The 20,177-nt window shown below is 68.2% G+C and carries 12 protein-coding genes; 8 read left to right on the top strand and 4 right to left on the bottom strand.

All coding sequences use genetic code 11. The features are described from left to right. Positions 1-180 precede the first annotated feature (180 nt). Both VGK32_04080 and VGK32_04075 read left to right on the top strand, forming a co-directional pair. Positions 181-3,612, top strand: a complete 3,432-nt coding sequence (locus VGK32_04080) for a carboxypeptidase regulatory-like domain-containing protein (protein HEY3380919.1) — start codon at positions 181-183, stop codon at positions 3,610-3,612. Between the two features lie 101 nt (positions 3,613-3,713). Further along, positions 3,714-5,273: a GWxTD domain-containing protein gene (locus tag VGK32_04075; protein ID HEY3380918.1), complete on the top strand. Its 1,560-nt coding sequence runs from the start codon at positions 3,714-3,716 to the stop codon at positions 5,271-5,273. A gap of 127 nt (positions 5,274-5,400) precedes the next feature. On the opposite strand, the gene VGK32_04070 is transcribed toward VGK32_04075, so the two are convergent. Genes VGK32_04070 through VGK32_04055 form a run of 4 tightly spaced genes read right to left on the bottom strand, consistent with a single transcriptional unit; the run spans position 5,401 to position 8,371 of the window. Continuing rightward, on the bottom strand, positions 5,401-6,261 hold the full coding sequence (locus tag VGK32_04070) for a creatininase family protein (GenBank protein ID HEY3380917.1): 861 nt from the start codon (positions 6,259-6,261) through the stop codon (positions 5,401-5,403). A gap of 3 nt (positions 6,262-6,264) precedes the next feature. Beyond that, positions 6,265-7,464, bottom strand: a complete 1,200-nt coding sequence (locus tag VGK32_04065; protein HEY3380916.1) for a DegT/DnrJ/EryC1/StrS family aminotransferase — start codon at positions 7,462-7,464, stop codon at positions 6,265-6,267. A gap of 33 nt (positions 7,465-7,497) precedes the next feature. Further along, the gene (locus VGK32_04060; GenBank protein HEY3380915.1) at positions 7,498-8,142 is read right to left on the bottom strand and encodes a GDSL-type esterase/lipase family protein; all 645 of its coding nucleotides are present in this window, start codon (positions 8,140-8,142) and stop codon (positions 7,498-7,500) included. Between the two features lie 37 nt (positions 8,143-8,179). Continuing rightward, on the bottom strand, positions 8,180-8,371 hold the full coding sequence (locus VGK32_04055) for a hypothetical protein (protein ID HEY3380914.1): 192 nt from the start codon (positions 8,369-8,371) through the stop codon (positions 8,180-8,182). Between the two features lie 101 nt (positions 8,372-8,472). Here VGK32_04055 and VGK32_04050 point away from each other — a divergent pair, with 101 nt between their 5' ends. From VGK32_04050 to VGK32_04025, 6 genes are read left to right on the top strand one after another with little or no spacing between them, the layout of a single operon-like run. Beyond that, on the top strand, positions 8,473-9,759 hold the full coding sequence (locus VGK32_04050; GenBank protein HEY3380913.1) for an MFS transporter: 1,287 nt from the start codon (positions 8,473-8,475) through the stop codon (positions 9,757-9,759). Positions 9,760-9,775: 16 nt separating this feature from the next. After that, entirely contained in the window at positions 9,776-12,157 is a 2,382-nt protein-coding gene (locus VGK32_04045) for a heparinase II/III family protein (protein ID HEY3380912.1), read from the top strand. Positions 12,158-12,187: 30 nt separating this feature from the next. Then, the gene (locus VGK32_04040; GenBank protein HEY3380911.1) at positions 12,188-13,237 is read left to right on the top strand and encodes a hypothetical protein; all 1,050 of its coding nucleotides are present in this window, start codon (positions 12,188-12,190) and stop codon (positions 13,235-13,237) included. Positions 13,238-13,247: 10 nt separating this feature from the next. Further along, complete coding sequence (locus tag VGK32_04035) at positions 13,248-14,246, top strand: Gfo/Idh/MocA family oxidoreductase (GenBank protein HEY3380910.1); 999 nt, start codon at positions 13,248-13,250, stop codon at positions 14,244-14,246. Then, positions 14,243-16,876 carry a hypothetical protein gene (locus tag VGK32_04030; protein HEY3380909.1) on the top strand — a complete coding sequence of 878 codons (2,634 nt, stop codon included), beginning with the start codon at positions 14,243-14,245 and terminating at the stop codon, positions 16,874-16,876. Before VGK32_04035 ends, VGK32_04030 begins: the two co-directional genes overlap by 4 nt. Then, positions 16,873-20,160: a DUF5107 domain-containing protein gene (locus VGK32_04025; protein ID HEY3380908.1), complete on the top strand. Its 3,288-nt coding sequence runs from the start codon at positions 16,873-16,875 to the stop codon at positions 20,158-20,160. Before VGK32_04030 ends, VGK32_04025 begins: the two co-directional genes overlap by 4 nt. Positions 20,161-20,177 lie beyond the last annotated feature (17 nt).

The following is a 20,177-nucleotide window of genomic DNA, read 5'->3' as shown; positions in this document are numbered from 1 at the left end:
TTTGATGTCTTAGTCGCTTCGTATACGCAACGGCTCGATACCCCGTGGTGGGTGTTGGTCCGGCGCTTCGAAGCTGCTCAGCACGAACGCTCAACCTGTGTGGTCAGACGGCCCTTGTCCTTCAACCGGTGTGTTGCTGCGTCGCTCGGGGCGTTGTGCCTGACGGGCGAGGAGGAAGCCATGGAAGTTCAGTGTTTCGCTGGCGCCACGCCGTGGCGACCGCGTGTCTCGGCGCGCGTCGGTCTGTTGGCCCTTGTCCTCGTGATTGTCGCTGTGGGTGCGGCTGCCGCGCAGTCGGTCCTGGGGACAATCCGCGGGACCGTGACCGACCCGGGCGGCGGCGTGATCCCGAAGGCGGCCGTCCTGATCACCGACGAGGCCACCGGGGCGCCCCACGCGCTCGAAACCGACGGGCGCGGGAACTTCGCGGTGCCGAACCTGCAGCCCGGCACGTATCGAGTCGAGGTGATCGTCACCAATTTCAAGAAGTTCGAGCGGGCCGGCGTCACGGTCAGCACGGGCGCCGCGACACTGGTGACGGTCCAGCTCGAGGTCGGTCCGGTCGGTGAGACGGTGGTCGTCACGGCCGAGGCGCCGGTCAACATCACGCTGGACAGCCCGGCGGTGACGCGGAACATGGACGCTCAGCAAATCCGCGATCTACCGCGCAACTCGCGTGACGTCCAGGACTTTCTGTACCTGAACCCCAACGTCATCGGAACCAGCGACAACATGCAGTTCCTTGGCGGCCGGACCTACGGCGTGTCCTACATCCAGGACGGCCAGGCCTCGACCAACGCCATCTTCGGGACGGTCGGGAACTCCGCGCCCGGACTCGACGCCATTCAGGAGATGCAGGTTCTCTCGAACTCCTACAGCGCCGAGTACGGCGGCCTCGCCGGCGTCGTCGTAACGACCAAGCGTGGCGGGCAGCAATACCACGGAGGCGCCTTCTACGACTTCAACTCGAACGCGCTCAACTCGCTGACCTACGGCCAGACGCTCACCGGCGTCACGCGCAACGATCCGAACTCGGAGACCAGCCAGCACCGTTACGGGATGAGCGTCGGAGGGCCGGTCGCCAAGCGCACGTTCTTCTTCGCGAACTACGAGGGCCTGCGCGACAAGACCATCCAGGGGGGAGCCAGAACGGCCGTGCCGACGGCGGCGATGAGGAACGGCGACTTCACCGGGACCAACATCAAGGTCAAGGACCCGCTCACGGGCCAGCCGTTCTCCGGAAACGCAATCCCGCCCAACCGGCTCGACCCCAGCGCCCAGAAGATCATGAACTTCTTCTGGCCGATGCCGAACCAGCCGGGCACGATGTCTGGCGGCTACGGGATCTTCCAGCAATACGTGCCCGAGTCGCGGAAGCGCGAGCGGTTCGACTTCCGGGTGGACCACGAGGCCGGCGACAAGCACACGATCTTCGCGCGCGCGAGCTATCAGCTCCGCGATCCGCGGTCGTTCCGGTTCGAGGCAGGCAACGCCCTCACGAACCTGCCCATCCAGACCAGCAACTTGACGACCTACGCGCTCATCGGCGGCTGGACATCGATCCTCAGCAACAACATCGTCAACGAGGTCAGGGTCGGTTACAACTACGACCACTACGCCCAGAAGAGCAACTACCTCGTGGCGCCGACCGCGTCGCAGTTCGGCATCGAGGCGGCCCCGACCATCGGCGGCGACGTCGCGGGCTTCCCGACGTTCACGTTCCAGAGTTCCACGTACAGGCCGAGCTCCATCTCTGACGGCGGTCGCAACGCGGACCGCACGCAGAATCAGAACTCGTTCTCGATCGCCGACAACCTGTCGTGGCTCAAGGGCGCGCACTCGATGCGGATGGGCGCGCTCTACTCGAGGAACATGGCCGTCGACGGGTTCGGCCGCGGTCTCTCGAGCCACGGCAACTACCGCTTCAACGGGACCAAGACCGGCAACGCCTTCGGCGACTTCCTCCTCGGCCGGCCGTACCGCGTTGACGAGCAGGTTTCCACACGCGGCGACCTCAACGGCCACTCGACCGACTTCGCAGCCTTCTTCCAGGACGACTGGCGCGTCAGCCAGAACCTGACGCTCTTCCTGGGCCTGCGGTACGAGTTGTCGGGAACCTGGAACGAGAACAGCCTGCTGCTGGCGAACTTCCAGGCGACCGGGAACGGCTACATTGTCGTGCCGAACAAGGAGGTCTGGGCCAAACTGCCGCCCGGATACAGCGATCCGCACGGCATCTGGTACAGCCATGTGAAGCTCGCGAGCGAGGTCGGCCTGGGCGACACGCTCGTGAACGCCGACAAGAACAACTTCAGTCCCCGGGTGGGCTTCGCCTACCGCCTCGACCCGCAGGGCAAGACCGTGATCCGGGGCGGCTTCGGGCTCTTCCACCCGACGGCGGCCATCCAGGGCATTCGTGACCAACTGGCGACCAACGAGTTCCGCTACTCCATCCAGCGGAGCCCCGGGCCGTTCCAGCACGTCTACTCGCAGGGTTCGGTCCTCTACGGGGGCAACGAGGATATTGGCACTCAGGGCGTCTGGCCCGACGTCCAGTCGCCGGATATCTACCAGTACAACCTGACCGTCGAGCGCGAGCTGCCCTGGGCGCTCGGCGCGCGCGTCAGCTACCTCGGGTCGACGATGAGGAAGCTCCTCGTCAACCGGGAATACAACAGCGTGCGCGCCAGCACGACGCCCGTGAACAGCTACGACTCGGCCGACAACCGCCTGCGACCCTTCCCGGCCTTTGGGGCGTGGATGAACATGATCGAAAACACCGGGTCGGGGCAGTTCCACGCGTTGCAGTTCGAGGTCTCGCGCCGGTTCAAACGCGGCTTCGCGATCGACGCGTCCTACACGTTCGCGCACTCGTCCAGCAACGCCCCCGACTCCGGGAACTCGAGCCTGGGTGTCATCCAGTACGACCCCTATAACCTGGAGGCCGACCGGGGGCCCGACCCGTTCGTCGCCAAGCACCGCCTGCTCATCAACGCGACCGTGGACGTGCCCGTCGGCAAGGATCGCGCGGTGGGCTCCGACATGCCCATCTGGGCCGACAAGCTCTTTGGCGGCTGGACGGTCTCCACGATCTTCCAGGCCCGAAGTGGTGCGAACCTCACGCCGTTCTTCTCGCTTGGCTACTCGTCGTACACCCCGTACAACATCGGCTTCAACCCCGACACGACCGGCGTGTGGACCGGCGACACCTACAAGCCGAACCTCGTGGGCGACCCGAAGGCCAACGTGCCCAACGGCCTCTTCTTCAACCCGGCCGCATACGCGCTGCCCGGCGAGGGCCAGTTCCCGGGTACCACGCCGCGAAACAGCCTGGAGGGGCCTGGTAACTGGGTCATCAACCTCGCGTTCTACAAGGACATCATCTCGCGGAAGAACGTGAAGGTGCAGTTCACGGCGACGATAGACAACGTGTTCAACACCGCGCAGTTCTTCCCGGATCCGGGGAGCGACTTCCTGAACCTGACCGACTACCTGATTAACGACACGCCCGACAATGGGACGATGGGCGTGCTCGGAGCTGGAGCCCAGAACAACGTCGAGGGGTTCGCGTTTGGACGGGTCATACGACTCGGGCTCCGGGCGCGGTTCTGACGCTTCACGACCGTGGGCTCCCGGCCGCGTCGGCCGGGGGCCCTCCTGTCATCCCTTCTTCTCGGCACCGCGTTCCACTCCACCTCGCCCCGGGGGCTGACATGCACGTCCACACGGCCTCTCCTGTCGGGCCACGTCTCAGCAGCGTCGTCGGATCGATCGGCGTGGCGCTGCTCACGCTGGCGACGCTCGCGGGGACGGCGACCGCGCAGAGACTCGACAAGCCTCGCCAGGCCTGGCTCGCGACATACAGGCTCCTCCTGGTGCCCGAGGAGTTGACGGCCCTCAAGGCGCTCAAAGGGTCCGCGGACCTCGAGGAGTTCGAACGGATCTTCTGGGCGCGGCGCAGCCCGGACCCGGCGCAGAAGGACAGCCCCGTCAAGGCTGGTGTGACGCGGGCACGGGCCATCGCGGATCAGCGGTTCGGCGAATCGGGCAGGAAGGGCTCGGAGACGGGCTGCGGCCAGGTGTTCCTGCTGGCCGGTGATGCAGACGAGGTGACGGGGCTCGGACTGCGCAGCACGTTCGAAACGCGGTCCACGCGCGTGTCGCCAGCGACCAGGAACAGTGATCCGAGCGCGCGGGACCAGGCGCTGCAGTCCGCCGCCAAGGACGGCGCCCGCCGCGCGGAGACGTGGATCTACAAGAGCCGGCCCGATCGGGCCTTCAAGCTGCCGGGCGGCGACCTGCGTATCTCGTTCGACGACGGATGCGAGTTCGACGAAAACCCGCGCACGATCCAGGAACTCTCGCGGGTGGCCGCCACGCGCGTCATCCACCCGGAAATCGGTTACAGGTTCACGGCGGCTGGCCTGCTACGGCCGCTGTCCTCGGTCGCGCCCACCTCGTCGGGCGCGACCACTCTCCTCGACGGGTCGCGGGCCGACTTTTCCCTGAGCTTCGAGATGAAGCTGCAGGTGCCGACGCCGGTGGGGGGCTACAGTGCCGGCATCCTGCGCGGCGAACCGGGGGCCATCCTGCCGGCGCAGTTCACGCCAGGTCGGCCGGTGGACCTCGATGTGACCGCATGCGCGGTGCCGGCCTCCGGGGACCCGGTCACCGTTCCGGGCCGCCGCGTGCAAGCCGTCGCCAAGCCTGACGGTTCGTTCCTGACCACCGTCGGACTGGCGCTGCCGCCCGGCACGTACGACGTCGCCGTCGCGGTTCTCGAGCCGGCGAGCGGACGGGCCGCCGTCGCCCACGTGCCGTTCGACGTGCCCGACTACGCGAAGGGGCCGCTCGCGATCGGTCCACTCATGGTGCTGACCGAGTCGGACAACCTGGGAGCCGCGGAACGAATCGATCCGTACGCGGCCTTCATCGTGGGCCGCGAGCACTTCTATGCGCGGCCAGGCAACGTGCTCGCGCCGGCGGACTCGCTTCGCCTGCTCCTGTTGGTCCAGAACGCGGGGGTCTCATCCGAGACGAAGAAAGCGACGCTGCGCGCCGCATTTACGGTCCTCAAGGACGGCAGGCCGGTGGCGAGGGGATCGGAACAGGTGTTCGACACGCCAGGCGCCGCCGCGTCGGTCGGCCCCATCCCACTGGCGGACTTTGCTGCCGGCCAGTACCTGGCGCGGGTCGAGGTCAATGACGACGTGACGAAGACGCGCGTGGTGCGCGAGGCCGCCTTCATCGTGACACCACCGGCTGGGAAATAGGAAGACCGAGCCGCGTCCTGCGGCGGCCGACGATTCGCTCCGTGCTGATGCGCGCGTCCCCGGCTCGTGACGGGGCGCCGGGGCCGATTGTCGCGGTCAGCGTGGCTGGCAGTCCATAAACGCGCTGCTAGGCCGATTCGGCCGGCCATTTGCGCGCGAGTTCCTCGAGCGTCTCCACCACGGCCCACTCGATCCGCTCCCGGCCCCACGACGCGTCGGTGTGCGCCCGTGGGTCGCGGTCGGCACGAAGGGTGCGGTCCGGCGTCGGCTGCCCATCGAACGTCTCGCCGTCGATGACACCATGGTCGATGTTCCGCAGCGGTCCTGACGCCGGCAACCGGGAGAGATCGACGCAGGCCGGAAATGTCGCGGCCAGCATGGATGCCTCTTCCGACGCGGCGTGGCCGATCGCACCCGCAATCATCGAACGAGGGAAGCCAGGGTACACCCACACCACCCGGCACCCGGAAGGGACCGAGGCGTTGAACTCCCGGCACAGCCGATCCAGCACGGCCCTTTGATTGTCGGCCCCGTGACCGTTGACGATCAGCACGCGCCGAAATTGCATCCGGCCGAGTAGCACATTCAGCGTCTCGCGCACGACCGTGGCGAACACCTCCTCGCGGAAGTAGGCGCTGGCCACCTCGTGTTGCGGAAAATCCATCCCCTCGACGAATGCGTCGCGGTCGAGCCCGATCGCCTCGAGCATCTCGGGAGATCGCTCGCGCTCGGTGCCAACGAAGAGTGGGGGATAGTAGGGGCACTCGAGGGCAAGAGCCAGCCGGCGCGCGAAGGCGTGTGCCAGGAGGTTGTCGCAGCCCATGGCGAGGTGAGGGCCGTGCCATTCGATCGGAGCCACCGGAAGGATTACGAGTCCGCTGCGGCGACGGGCCGCCGCCACCTCGGCTGGAAACAGATACGCCATGTTCCAGTCGCCCTCGTCGATTGGTCGCCGGGCAGATGAGCTCGGTGGTTCGTTGTTTGTCATGGTTCAGCCTGCCTGCACCGGTGCCACCGCGTCGCGGAACGTCGCCGCCTTCCGGTGAATCTCCTCATCGGTCGACGTAATGTCGATGCCAAACGCGGCCCCGAGGCCGCGGTCCACGACGCCGACGCTCAGGTTGATGGCGCGGGCCAGGAGGTCGTCGGTCCGGGGATACGCGCCTCTGGCGTGGGGGCGGTCGTGTTCCCGCAGGAATGCGAGGACGTGCTCCATGTTGCTGTAGACGTGCCACCCGCTCTCGGTGACGGTGGTGGTGTTCAGCCGGGCGGCGACGTTGGCCGCGCGTTCGGCGGAATCGAAGAGTACGGTCAGCAGCGTGGCACACTCGCCTTCGGGGTCGGGCAGCGTCCGATACCGCATGCCCGTCACCTCGCCGACAGCCTCGCGAAATCGACGCTTCTTCTCCCGAAGCGTCGCCACCAGGCGATCCGACTTCCGCACCTGCGCGAGGGCGACCGCCGCCGTGAGCTCATTCATCCGGAAGTTGAGCCCCAGGGTGTTGCGGCGGCCGACCTCGACGCCGCCGCGGTTCGGCGTGTGTCCCTGGTCATGGAACGCGAACGCGCGCTCGTACAGCTCGCGGTCGTCGGTTACGAGGAGGCCGCCGTCACCAGAGCTGATGGTCTTGAAGATGTTCAGCGAAAACGCCCCAAGCGCGCCGAGGCTCCCGACACGTCGTCCGTGGTACGTCGCGCCATTCGCCTGGCACGCGTCCTCGATCACGGGAAGGCCGTGCCGCCGGGCCACGTCCATGATGGCGTCCATGTCGCACGGGTTGCCGAGCATGTGCACGGGCATCAGGGCGCGAGTCTTCGGCGTGATGCGCCGCTCGAGGTCGGCGGGGTCGAGAGTCAGGCTGTCGTCGATCTCCGCGAGCACCGGGATGCCTCCCGCGAAGACGATCGCGCTGTAGGTGGCGACGAAGGTGTACGCCGGCACGATGACCTCGTCGCCGGGAGAGAGGCCGATCGCCTGCAACGCCATCAACAGCGCGGATGTGCCCGAGGCGCACGCGACGCAATGAGCCACGTCACACTGCCGCGCGAACTCCTGCTCGAGCGTGTAGGTCTTGGCCTTGAACATCGGGTCGCCGAGCTGGCCGTACCGGAACAGGTAGCCCGATTCGAGAACATCGAGCACCTCCCGTTTCTCCTCGTCGCCCATCCAGTAGAAGCCGGGTCCAGCCATGTCTTTCTCCTCATTCAGCGTTCGAAGACACGTTCACTGGGGCCAGTCCGCCCGACCGCCCGCCTCGAGCGCGCGCTGAATCGTCTCGGCCATCAGGTGGTTGCCTGCGGCGTTCAGGTGAACGCCGTCTGTCGTCAGGAGGTTCATCGCCGGTCCGGCGTGGCGCCGCCAGGCGCCAATCACGAGCCCGAACGGCGTGTGGAGATCGACGAACCGGCAGCCCCGCGCCGCGGCGAGTTCATGCTGGGCTCGGACGTAGCTGGCCAGGCGGATATTCTCCGGGCTGTCGAGGTCCTCGTGAATGACCGCCGGCGACACGAGCACCACCTCGATGCCACCCGCCTCCGCCTGCGACGCCATCGCGTCCAGGCAGGCGACAAACGCGTCCAGCGAAACACCAGCCGGCAAGTCGCCCGCGGGATGATCCATGTTCGTGCTCCAGTCCCGGAACGCGTGCCACACGTCGTTGGTGCCGACGCTGATCAGCACCAGGTCAGGCCGGCGCTCGACCACGTCGACGGCGAATCGTGCGAGCATGTCCGGCGACCGCTGCCCGGACACCCCCGCGTTGACCACCTCCGCCGGATGAGCGGGATCGAGTTCACCCAGCCACCGCTCGAGCAGCCGCACGTAGCCGCCGGGTTCGGCGCCAAGCTCGGTGATACTGTCTCCGAGCACCACGATCCGCCGCCCCCCTCGCGGCCAGTGTCGCCGGTCAGGCATCGCCATCACCCGCTTCCCCGTAACCACCAACCTCCGCAAGCGCCTGTCGCATCGCCAGCGCCCGCTGCTCCGCCTCGACGACCTGACGGGCGGCCTCGCGCATGGCCGCGAAGCGGGCGCGGTCGCGCGGCTGAGCACCCGCTCGCGCGATGTCACATCCGGGCTCCTCGGTGGCGCCGGCCATCCTGTCTGGCTGCGAACTCATCCAGTAAAAACAAAGTATAGCAAGAATTCGCTGTTTCGTTTACACTCTCTTTACTTTCGTTGTCCTCCATGGCGTCCTTCATGAAATCACGCGTCCGCTGGTGGATTGGCGGTCTCCTCTTCGCGTCGACGGTCATCAACTATCTCGACCGCCAGACGCTCAGTGTCCTGGCCCCCTACCTCAAGACCGATTTTCACTGGTCCAACAGCGATTTCGCCCTGGTCGTCATCTCGTTCCGCCTCGCGTACGCCGTCGGCCAGACGGTGTCGGGCCGTCTGGTCGACAGGGTCGGCGTCCGGAGAGGCCTGACGGTGGCGGTCACCGGCTATTCCCTGGTGGCGATGCTCACGCCGCTGGCGACCGGCCTCCGGAGTTTCTGCGGGTTCCGGTTTCTGCTTGGAGCTGGCGAAGCGGCGAACTGGCCCGCGGCCACCAAGGCAGTCGGGCAGTGGTTTCCCAGGCGAGAGCGGGGCTGGGCCGTCGCGCTGTTCGACAGCGGTTCGTCGTTCGGCGCGGCGATTGCCGTCGTGCTCGTGCCGTGGCTGTATCGCACGCTGGGCGGGTGGCGGCCGGCGTTCTTCGGCGTCGGAGCGCTGGGCTTCCTGTGGGTATTCGCGTGGCGGCGCTTCTATCACGAACCCGAGGACCACCCGGGTCTCTCGGCAGAGGAGCGGCGCGTGATCCTCGACGACCGGGACGAGGATCATCTCAGTGCCCCGGAGACCGGCGTGACCAGTGGAACGGTTGGTGGATGGCGACTGCTCACGTTCCGCCAGACGTGGGGCGCGATTCTCGCCCGCGGCCTCACCGACCCCGTCTGGTACATGATCACGGACTGGTTCGCCATCTACCTGGTCACCCGGGGCTTCCGGTTGGAGGACTCGGTCGCCGGGTTCTGGCTGCCGTTCCTCGGTGCCGACCTCGGCAACTTCTTTGGCGGCGGTCTATCGAGCGCGCTCATCCGGCGGGGGTGGCCGGTGGGCCGCGCGCGGCGTGCGGTCTTCGTCGGCTCGGCCGTGGGCGTACTGGCGCTCTTCCCGGCCGGCTACATGTCGGCGTTGGCGCCGCTGGTCTTGTGCTTCGCCGTGGCCACGTTCTCCTATGCGGCGATGTCGACGATGGCCCTGTCGCTGCCCGCGGACCTCTTCGAGAATCGGGCGGTGGCGTCGGTTGCCGGCATGGCGGGCACGGCCGCAGGGCTCGGCACCATCTGCTCCACCTACGCGATCGGCATCGTCGCCGATCGGTTCTCGTTCACGCCGATTCTGGTGGTCGCGAGCGTCGTGCCGCTCATCGCGGCCCTGGTCGTCGGAGCGCTCGTCCGCAACACCCCCGCATCGGGCCTGGGTGTCGTGAAGGTCGTGTGAGAAAGGGGTGCAGGCGATGGGACGCGTCCTTCCCGTGATGGTGGTGGCAATCGGTGTATGCCTGGCGGCCTGGACCTTCGGCCCCGCGGGGCCCCTGGCGGCGCAGGCGGCCCGCGCGGCGTCGGCTCCAGCCGCCGCCCCGGCGCACCCGCGCATGCTGATCGCGAGCGCGGACCCGTTCAGCAGCCTGACGGCGCTCAAGGCCAAGTACGCGGCGGGCGAGCGCCCCGCCGATGACCTCGCGGGGTGGGCCCTTTCGTACCTGGTGAGCGGCGACGCCACCTATGCCCGCCGGGCCCTCGACGAGATGCGCCGGGTCCGGCTGCCGCAGGCAACCAATTCACGCCCCTATCTCGACTACGTCGGCCGCGCGCTCGCATTCGACTGGCTGTACGACTGCCCGCTCTTCGATGCCGCGCTGAAGGACCAGGTGGCGGCAGAATTGCTGGCAGGAGCCGAGCGCATCGCGGTACAGCAGGGTCTCGCCGATCCCGCGCAGGCCTCCTATCACAACCACTCGATTCGCGAGCTTGCGCTCGCGACATTTGCCGTCACCGCCGTCGAGGGGCATCCATTGACGGCCGCCAGGGCGGCGCCGCTCGTCGACCGCATGCGGCGCGCGCTCGACAACATGCTCGAGACCTCCGAACTGGTCGCGCCGCGCGGCAGCTACCACGAGTCGATGGACTACATGCGGATCACGTTCGCGCCGCTCGCGATGCTGGCCGAACTGCGGCGGACCACCAACGGCGAGGACCCCGCCCGGCGCTTCGGTGTCTTCGCGAACATGGGACCGACGTACCTCTACAAGGTCCTCCCGGACGGCTCGACCGCGCGCGACGACGACAATGAGTATCCGCACCTCGACGCGGTGGACGACATCGTGCTGGGCTACGCGGTCCATCGGTTCAAGGACCCCTACGCCGCGTGGTTCCTGCAGAAGAGCGGGTGGCTACCGGCAAAGTGGCGGTTCCCGGTGCTCGAGTTCCTCTGGAGCGACCGCTCGGTGGTGGCGCGCGATCCAGGTCTTGCCAGGCCGGAAGAACTCCCGCGGCAGCGCCTCTTTCCGGGAGTCGGGCACCTCCTGATGCGCAGCGGCTGGAATCCCGGCGCGACCTGGATCGAGTTCACGTGCGGCCCGTACTTCGCCAAGCACGACCACCTCGACACCAATCAGTTCACGATCTACCACAAGGGCTACCTGGCGCTCGACACGGGTGCCGACTACACCGACACGGAGAGTCCGCACTACCTGAACCAGTATCGGCGGACGGTCGCCCACAACACGATGCTCGTCTACCAGCCGGGCGAGCGGTTCTTCTGGGGAGAGAACCTGTGGCCAGCCGCCAACGACGGTGGCCAGCGGATGGACTCGTCGCGATTCTGGAACTCGGTGCGCAGCCTCGAGGATTGGGAGCGAACCCGCGACCTCTGGGACCGTGGTCGCATCGAGGCCTTCGAGGCCCGGGACGGTGAATTCGTCTACGCGCGCGGCAACGGGACGGCCTCGTATCAGCCGTCGAAAGTCAGCCGCTTCGTGCGCGACCTCCTGTGGCTCGACGGCGCCGACGTGCTCGTCGTGTCCGATGACGTGCGCGCGACTGATGCCGCCTACCGAAAGGCGTGGCTTCTGCACGGCGTGAGCGAGCCGAAGGTCGAGGCCGCATCCGGCGGTGCCTCCCGGGCCGCCGGGCAGGGCGGCACGGCGTGGACGAATGCCACGTCTGCGACCTTCGAGGACGGCTCGGGCCGCCTGCGTGTCTATCCCGTGCTGCCACGGGATCGCGAACTCATCGTCCGCGGCGGACCCGGTTGGGAGTTCTGGACTCCAGGCGACGACCGCGGCGGCCCTTGGGGATCGGGCGTCAACTGGCCGCTCGACCCGCCTGAAGGCGGACCGCTGCCGGCGGACCCCACGCTCCAGCAGATGTGGCGCACGTTCTGGGGCGCCGATTTCAACCGGCTGTCTCCGTCGAACCGGCGAGCCGTCGTGCCGGGTTCGTGGCGGATCGAGGTGTCGCCCGCGGTGGCCGCGCGCGACGACCGGTTCCTCCACGTCCTGGACATCGCCGACCGTGACGCAACCCAGCGTCGCGTGGAACCGGTCTACGGCCACAACCTCGTTGGCGCCGTCGTGGCCGGCCAGGCGGCGGCCCTGTTCGTCACGAGCGCGACACCCCCGGTCGAGGGCGAGGTGACGCTGCCCGACCTGGCATCGCCCTTCGTGATCGTTGCGGGGCTCGAGCCAGGCCATGCCTACTCGTTCCAGCTCACGTCGAACTTCGCCCCGGGATCGCCCATCGCGCAGATGTCGGCTCGGGCCAGTGATGCGGGGCTGGTCCGATTGGCACTTGGGGAACGGCGCAATGTGCGAGTGCGGATGCGCCGGATTGACTGAAGGACCCACAGCACGCAGCAGGAGATGTCCATGCACCTCGTGACCGCCCCGACTTTCACACGGAGCCTCGTCGTTCTGGCCTGCGTCGCCGCTGTCACCGCCGTTGTGGCCGGTCAGCCTGGCTCGCGCCAGCGGCCGCCGATGCCGCCGATCCAGGCGCCCGTGATGTTCGACACCCCCGAGGCCGATCGGATCCTGGCCGCCCTGCAGGTGTTCCCGCCCGACAACGCGTGGAACCAGGACATCTCGTCGGTGCCCGTGCATCGCGACTCGGCCAAGATCGTCGGGTCGATCGGCGCCGACAAGCCGCTCACCTACAACCTCGACATGGGCTTCATCATCGTGCCGCCCGGCCAGAAGCAGGTGAAGGTGAAGCTCATCGACTACCCGGCCGAGTCCGATCCCGGGCCCTACCCGGTTCCCGACAACGCGCCCATCGAGAACTGGCCGCTCACGCGAAACGAGGACGAGCACGCCCTGCCGAAGCCGGGGCAGACACTCGAGCAGCTCCAGCGGGAAGGGACCGGCGATCGCCACGTGATTGTCGTCGATCCTACGAACGGCAAGCTCTTCGAGTTCTGGCAGGCACGAAAGACCGATGCCGGCTGGGAGGCGTCCAACAACGCCACGTTCGATCTGAGGACCGGCGCGCTCCGTCCGGAACGCTGGACGTCGGCCGACGCCGCCGGCTTGCCCATCTTCCCGGCCGTCGTCCGATACGACGAGTGCGAGCGCGGCATGGTCGAGCACGCCATGCGCTTCACGGTGAGGAAGTCTCGGCGGGCGTACGTCCTGCCGGCGACGCACTGGGCCAGCCCGAGCCTCGACCCGTCGCTGCCGCGAATGGGCGAGCGGTTCCGGCTGCGCAAGGACTTCGACATCACCGGGTTTCCCCCGCACGTCCAGGCGATCCTCCTGGGCCTGAAGAAATACGGCATGTTCGTGGCGGACAACGGCAGCGATTGGTACATGTCGATTGCGCCCGACCGGCGGTTGAAAGGGCTCGAGACGCTGAGCCGGGTCAAGGGGGCCGACTTCGAAGTGGTGGACACCGGCGCGCGTTCGGTTGAAGGGAAGTGAGCGTCGTGTCATGAAGTTCTGCATGGTCGGGTGCGGGGATCACGCCGTCAGCTCACACGGACCTGCGCTCGCGGCGTACGCGGCGTCGCATCCTGCGTTCGAGCTGTCCGGGTGCTGCGACTCGGACCGCGCGCGGGCGGAACGGTTCCGCGAGCGGTTTGGCTTCGGGCGCAGCTACGGCGACTGGTTCGAGATGCTGGACGCCGAGCGGCCTGACGCCGTGGCCCTCGTCGTGCCGGTTTCGCTCACGTGCCCGATCGGAAGCCGGATCCTGGAGCGTGGGTTCCCGCTGCTTCTGGAGAAGCCACCGGGCGAGACGGTCGCCGATGTGGACCGCCTGGCCGCAGCGGCGCGGGCCGGCGGCCGCGACGGTCGGGACGTGCCGCACCAGGTGGCGTTCAATCGCCGCCACGTGCCGCTGGTGGTCGCGCTTCGCGCCCGCCTGGCGGCCATCGCGGGGCCGCTGCAGCACATCCGCTACGAGATGGTTCGCGTGGACCGCCGCGATCGCGATTTCTCCACCACCGCCATCCACGCGATCGACGCGGTCCGGTTCATCATGGCCAGCGACTTCGCCTCGGTTCGGTTTCGCTACCGCGAGTGGCCCGAACTCGGTTCCGGCGTGGCGAACATCTTCATGGACGGCGTGATGACCTGCGGGGCGACCGCTCACCTCGCGTTCTGCCCGGTGGCCGGCGTCGTGGTCGAGCGCGCCGACGTGCACGCCCGCGACCACACGTTGTTCCTCGAGGTCCCGATGTGGAACGGCTACGACACGCCCGGTCGGCTCACGCACCTGGAACGCGGAGCGGTGGTCGAGGAGCTTCGTGGCCCTCGTGAAGGCGCCGGCGCCGCGCCGTTCGAGTTGGGCGGGTTCTACGACCAATACCAGGCGTTCTTTGGCGCGCTCGGTGCCGCTCAGCCACCGGCACCAGCACTGGCGGCCACGCGGCAGTCGGTCGAGATCGCCGAGGCGATGCGGGCACGAAGGAGCGATTACCAGTCATGAGAGCGCAGACGACGCGGGTAGTCCTGCTCGGGTTGGCATGCGGCATGGCGGGCCTGCTCGCGGCCGATCGGCCGACCGGGCGGCTCGACGCCTGGCGCATCCTCGGTCCGGGCGGTGGTGGGACGATGGTTCACCCTGTCATCAGCCCGCACGACGCCGCGGTGGTCGTCGAAGGCTGCGACATGACGGGCGCCTACATCACGCGCGACAGCGGCGAGTCCTGGCGCATGTTCAACCTGGGCACGGTGCCGTCGGCGTTCGCCTTCGATCCGGCGGACGCCGCCGTCATCTACGCAGCCGCCTCCGCCCTGTTTCGCAGCGACGATGCCGGGCGGACGTGGCGGTTGGTCTTTCCGGACCCCTCGCGCGGAACGGTCAAGAACGGCTGGGGCGATCACGCGGAGACGATCTACACCACCGAGGACCCGTCGTACCCGAGCGGACAGGACGTCACGATCCACGCGGTCGCGGTTGATGAGACCGATCCGTCGCACGTCTACATCGCGATGCAGGCCCGAAGGCCAGGGCCGCCGGGGAGTTCGCTGCCAGAGACCACGGCCGTGCTGGTCTCGCCAGACAGCGGTCGCACCTGGAAGCGCCTGACTGACTTCCCGCCCGAGCGGATCTTCTCGATCTGGGTGGAAGGGACCGGCGAGGCCGCCGTCGTCCGGGCACTCGGCGAGAGCGGCGTTCACGAGGGTCGCGGCGGGAGCTGGCAGCACCTCGCCAGCCCGCCTGGCCTGCGGTTCGACTCGGCTGGTGTCGGCCGCGACGCTGCCAGTCGCAGAACGGTCGCCTACGCGACGGCGCCACTGCAGCGGCCGGGGGGCGGATCGCCCGGAGGGATCTACACCTCCATCGACGGCGGGCGATCGTGGCGCGCGTCGAACGGCGGCCTGGAGGCGTTCCTGATGGGAGGGCCGGCGCAAGGAGAAGCCTGGGGACCGGCGGAGGGCTCCCGCGCCCACTTCGGACCGATCGCCGCGTCTGGCAATCACGGCATGTCCGCCTACGTCGGCGTGCGCGGCCTTCGGTCGCCAGTTGGCGAGACGAAACCGTTCAATGGTGTTGCCTATACCGGCGACGGCGGCCGTACGTGGAACATCGTCCACCGCGAATCCGACCGGCCCGCGGCGAACTCCAGCACGTCGTGGATCGAGACGCGCACGATGGAGGACGGGCACTCCGTCTGGCTCGACGCGCCGTACGACCTTGCGGTCGCGCCGTCCGACCCGCGTATCTGCTACGTGACGGACCTGTTCCGCACCTATCGCACGCTCGACGGTGGCCGGACGTGGGCGCAGGTGAATTCAACCGCGGCCGGCAACGGCGCCTGGGTGAGCCGTGGTCTCGACGTCACCAACCATTACGGTCTCGTGTGGGATCCGTTCGACCCCGATCGCGTGTTCGTGCCGAGCACGGACATCGGACTGTTCAGGAGCGAGGATCGCGGCGCCTCGTGGATCGGATCGAGCACCGGCGTCTCGCGCTCGTGGCGGAACACCGCCTACTGGGTGGCGTTCGACCCCGAGGTCAGGGACCTGATGTGGGGCGCGTTCAGCGGCACGCACGATCTGCCGCGGCCGAAGATGTTCCGGCGCACCGACCCGGAGAGTTTCCGGGGGGGCGTGGCGGTGTCGACCGACGGAGGCCGGCACTGGACGCCATCCAACACCGGCATGGCGGAGTCGGCCATCACGCACGTCCTCCTCGACCCGCGCAGTCCGAAGGGGAATCGTACATTGTACGCCGCCGCCTTCGGCCGTGGCGTCTACAAGTCGATCGACAACGGCCGGACCTGGGCGCTCCGGAACAGCGGTCTCGCGCCCGACCCGCGCCGACAGCCCTTTGCCTGGCGGCTGACCATGGATCCGGCCGGGACGCTTTACCTGGTCGTCGCGCGCCGCAGCGAACGCGGACGAATCGGCGACGGGGACGACGGGGCGATCTACAAATCCACTGACGGCGCGGCGCACTGGACGCCGCTCCCGCTGCCCAGGGGTACCAACGGACCGAACGGCCTCACGGTGGACCCGCGCGATTCGAATCGCCTGTACCTGTCGGCGTGGGCGCTGGCGGCACCAGGTGGCGACACCGGCGGCGGCATCTTCGTGAGCATCGATGCGGGACAGACGTGGAAGCGCGCGGTGACGGACGCGCAGCACGTCTACGATGTGACCATCGACCTGCGCACGCCGGACCTGATGTATGCGTGCGGATTCGACCAGGGCGTCCACCGATCCACGGACCGCGGGGAAACGTGGCATCGCATTCGCGGTTTCAACTTCAAGTGGGGGCAGCGCGTCGCCACCGACCCGGCCGATCCGTCGCGGATCTACGTCACCACATTCGGCGGCGGCGTGTGGCACGGGCCCGCCGCCGGCGACCCCTCGTCGACCGAGGACGTGGTGAACGTCCGGGTTGCGGGCGCGGTAGCGCCTGGAACCGCGCGGACGCTGTCGCGCTTCTACCGGGATGCTCTCGCCTGGAAGCCGGACCAGGTGCTCCTGGTCCTCATGAACCGGACCGGCGAAGACTTCGACGCGCTCAGGACCATGGGACAGGGCTTCAAGGCCGCCGGCGCCCGCGGCGCCACGCTGGCGGCGTCGAGCAGGCAGGAGGCACGATGACCTGGCGCGGCCCAGTGTTCGGCGGTCTCTGCGTGTGTGCGGGCCTGATCGCGCTGTCGTGCGCACCGCGGGCAGGCTCAACGGTACGCGTGTGGGAAGCCACGCGGACGATTCAGACTTACGAAGAGGGCTCGCCCGATCCGAATCCCCCGTTCGACCTCTTCTCGAGCACGCGGTTCAACTATCCGTACACGATGCGCACGCGGCTCACCGAGAAGCGCGCGCCGCGGACGTGGCGGACGCTGCACCTCGAGAACGAGTACCTTGCGGTGGCAGTGATTCCCGATCTGGGCGGGCACCTCCTGAGCGCGGTGGACAAGACCACCGGAAAAGAGATGTTCTACGCGAACCCATCTCTCAAGTTCGCGCAGGTGGCATACCGTGGCGCGTGGGCCAGCTACGGGGTCGAGTTCAACTTCCCGGTGTCCCACAGCTGGGTGAGCGTGTCGCCGGTGGACTTCGCGACGCGCTCGAATCCCGATGGCAGCGCGTCGATCGTCGTGGGAGATGTGGATCGCGTCTACGGCATGCAGTGGCGGGTCGAGTTGATCCTGCGTCCCGGACGCGCGGTGATCGAGCAGCGGACCACGCTCTACAACCGGACCGACGTCCGGCACCGCTTCTACTGGTGGACCAACGCCGCGGTCGAAGTGTGGGACGACTCGCAACTCGTCTACCCGCAGACGCACACCGCGAGCCACGGGTTTGCCGACGTGGACACGTGGCCAGTCAATGCCGCCGGCGTCGACCTGAGCCGCCCGGGAAATCACCGCTCTGGGCCCGTCTCGCTGTTCAGCCACGGCAGCCGCGAGGCGTTCATGGGAATCTACCACCCCCGCACCGGCGCCGGTGTGGTGCATTACTCATCGCCCTCCAATCTTCCGGCGAAGAAGGTGTGGTCGTGGGGATGCGACGCCGATGGCCTCGAGTGGCGGAAGGCGCTCTCCGACAACCACGGTGCGGTCGCCGAGATCCAGGCGGGACTCTACCGCAACCAGGAGACGTACCAGTTCCTCGAGCCACAGGAGTCGATCGGGTTCACCGAGTATTGGATGCCGGTCCACAAGATCGGAGGGATTTCTCGCGCGACGCCCGAGGCGGTCGTGAACGTTGCCCGGACGCACGACAGGTCCGGCAACCGACTGGCCGTTGGGATCAACGTGACGCGACCGGTCCGCGGCGGCCGGTTGCAGATCCTGCAGGGCGACCACGTGATCGCCGATGAGAACGTGACGCTGACGCCGGCCGACACCTACACGCGGGCGTGGCCCGCTGGGGGCAGCGCGCCCCACACGATCCGGCTCAGTGATGCTGGCGGGCGGGCGATGATCGAACACACGGAGGGCCGCTACGACGTGGTGCCCGCCGGCGAGGTGAAGACGGGTCCGCAGGCGACCTACGTGCCGCCGCCGCCCGCGGTTCGCCGCGAAGAGGACATGCTGGAAATCGGTCGCGGCCAGGAACTCGAGGGCAAGCTGCTGCGGGCGTACGTTTCGTACCAGGACGGACTGGCGCGGTTTCCGGCGAGTGTGGCGCTGGCGACAGCCGCCGGTCGACTTGCCATCCATCTCAAACGCTACGACGAGGCGGTTCCACGCCTGGAGCTGGCGCTCGCGCGCGTGACCAACGACGCGGAGGTTCAGTACTACCTCGGCTGCGCCCTGGCGGCGCAAGGCGAGACGGCTCACGCCCGCGAGTTGCTCGAGGGAGCCGCGCACGCGCGATCGTGGCGTACGGCCGCAGCGTTCCAGCTGGGCCGGCTGCTTGCGCGTGACAACCGGCCGGCCGAGGCTCTGGACTGGATCGCGAATGCCATCAGGTCGGATCCCGATGCCGCGCGTGTCGGCGCCGCGGAGGTGATCCTGCTGCGGCGCGCCGGGCGCGCGCAGGAGGCGCGGGCGAGGCTCGAGCACTGGCAGGCTCTCGATCCGATCGACGCCGTGCTCCGAAGCGAGGGCGTCCGGCTGGGCCGGCGCGACGAGGGCCTGCTCGCGCATCTGGCCGGCGACCCGCAGCGCGTGCTCGACGTGGCGACCGACTACATGGAGCTCGGCGCGTGGGACGACGCGGTGGATGTCCTCTCGCGCGAGTATCCCGTTGGCCGCGGGGTCTTCTCAGAACCGGGAGCGGTCGCTCCACAGCGCCATCCGGAGGTCGCCTACTACCGAGGCTATTGTCGCGAGCGGCGTGGCGCGTCGGGCCGCAAGGACTTCGACATCGGGTCGCGTCTGTCCACGCGGTATGTGTTCCCGCAGCGCGCGTGGTCGCTGCCCGTCCTCAGGAAGGCGATCGAAGCCAACGGCGAGGACGCCACCGCGCATTTCCTTCTCGGGGCACTGTTCCTGTCAGGCGGCATGGCCGACCGCGCCGCGGCCGAATGGGACGTCGCGCGCCGCCTCGATCCGAAGATTCCGACACTGCACCGCAACATGGGCATGACGGTGCTCTACGCGCTCGGCCAACCGCGGCAGGCCGCGGAGGTGCTGTCCGAGGGCCTGCGCTCGGACCCGCTGAACCCGGACATCTACCTCGCGCTCGACCAGGCGCTCAGCCTGCTGCAGCGGCCCGCGGAGGAAAGGCTGCGCGCTCTCGATCGCTATCCTGATCCTGCCAATCTGCCCTCGCCGCTCGTCTTCAAGCGGGCCCTCGGCCTCGTCGAAGCGGGGCGCGCCGACGAGAGCGCGAAGATGCTGGCCGGTCGCTTCTTCCCGCGCGAGGAGTTCGGTACCAACGTCAGGCAGGTCCATGTCGAGGTCGCCGAACAGCGGGCGCTGGCGCTGGCACGACAGCACCGGTGCGAAGAGGCAGTTGCCATCGTGCAGCGGCTCGAACAGCCTGTGGCCGGTCTTCGGTTCACCGAGAGCGGCCTCGCGCCGTTCGTGGAGTCTGCGCGTGCGCTCGTGCTCGCCAGTGATGTGTTCTCGGCCTGTGGCGATCGGGTGGCGGCGGGCGACCGCTTGAACCGCGCCGCGGCGGCGCAGGACGTCTATCCCTACCCGCACCTCGCGTTCGGCTGGCAGGCGAAGCGGAAGCAGGGTGTGACGACGATGGACCCGGCCACGCGCCGCGGGTTCGAGACGGCGCTCGCCGCGTGGGAACGTCGGTTGGTCATCGGCACGAACTTTCCGGGACCCAACGCGTGCGGCCGCGGTCTGATACTTCGAGCGCTCGGCCGCGAGAATGAGGCGATGGAGCGATTCCGCGAGGCGCTGTTGTTGCCGGACCAGCTCATGTCGCACTACCTGAGCCGCGAGGCGCTGGCGGCCGCGTCGGTCACACGCTGAACCAACTGGATCCGGCT

The organism is Vicinamibacterales bacterium (assembly GCA_036504215.1).
Taxonomy (GTDB): Bacteria; Acidobacteriota; Vicinamibacteria; order Vicinamibacterales; family Fen-181; genus FEN-299.
Note: the sequence above shows the minus strand (reverse complement) of the source record. Positions and strands in the feature narration are given on the sequence as shown.

Excerpts from the sequence above, each read along its gene's own strand:
- VGK32_04080 (HEY3380919.1), top strand. The coding sequence starts at position 181 with ATGGAAGTTCAGTGTTTCGCTGGCGCCACGCCGTGGCGACCGCGTGTC.
- VGK32_04075 (HEY3380918.1), top strand. The coding sequence starts at position 3,714 with ATGCACGTCCACACGGCCTCTCCTGTCGGGCCACGTCTCAGCAGCGTC.
- VGK32_04070 (HEY3380917.1), bottom strand. The coding sequence starts at position 6,261 with ATGACAAACAACGAACCACCGAGCTCATCTGCCCGGCGACCAATCGAC.
- VGK32_04065 (HEY3380916.1), bottom strand. The coding sequence starts at position 7,464 with ATGGCTGGACCCGGCTTCTACTGGATGGGCGACGAGGAGAAACGGGAG.
- VGK32_04055 (HEY3380914.1), bottom strand. The coding sequence starts at position 8,371 with ATGGCCGGCGCCACCGAGGAGCCCGGATGTGACATCGCGCGAGCGGGT.
- VGK32_04050 (HEY3380913.1), top strand. The coding sequence starts at position 8,473 with ATGAAATCACGCGTCCGCTGGTGGATTGGCGGTCTCCTCTTCGCGTCG.
- VGK32_04045 (HEY3380912.1), top strand. The coding sequence starts at position 9,776 with ATGGGACGCGTCCTTCCCGTGATGGTGGTGGCAATCGGTGTATGCCTG.
- VGK32_04040 (HEY3380911.1), top strand. The coding sequence starts at position 12,188 with ATGCACCTCGTGACCGCCCCGACTTTCACACGGAGCCTCGTCGTTCTG.
- VGK32_04035 (HEY3380910.1), top strand. The coding sequence starts at position 13,248 with ATGAAGTTCTGCATGGTCGGGTGCGGGGATCACGCCGTCAGCTCACAC.
- VGK32_04030 (HEY3380909.1), top strand. The coding sequence starts at position 14,243 with ATGAGAGCGCAGACGACGCGGGTAGTCCTGCTCGGGTTGGCATGCGGC.
- VGK32_04025 (HEY3380908.1), top strand. The coding sequence starts at position 16,873 with ATGACCTGGCGCGGCCCAGTGTTCGGCGGTCTCTGCGTGTGTGCGGGC.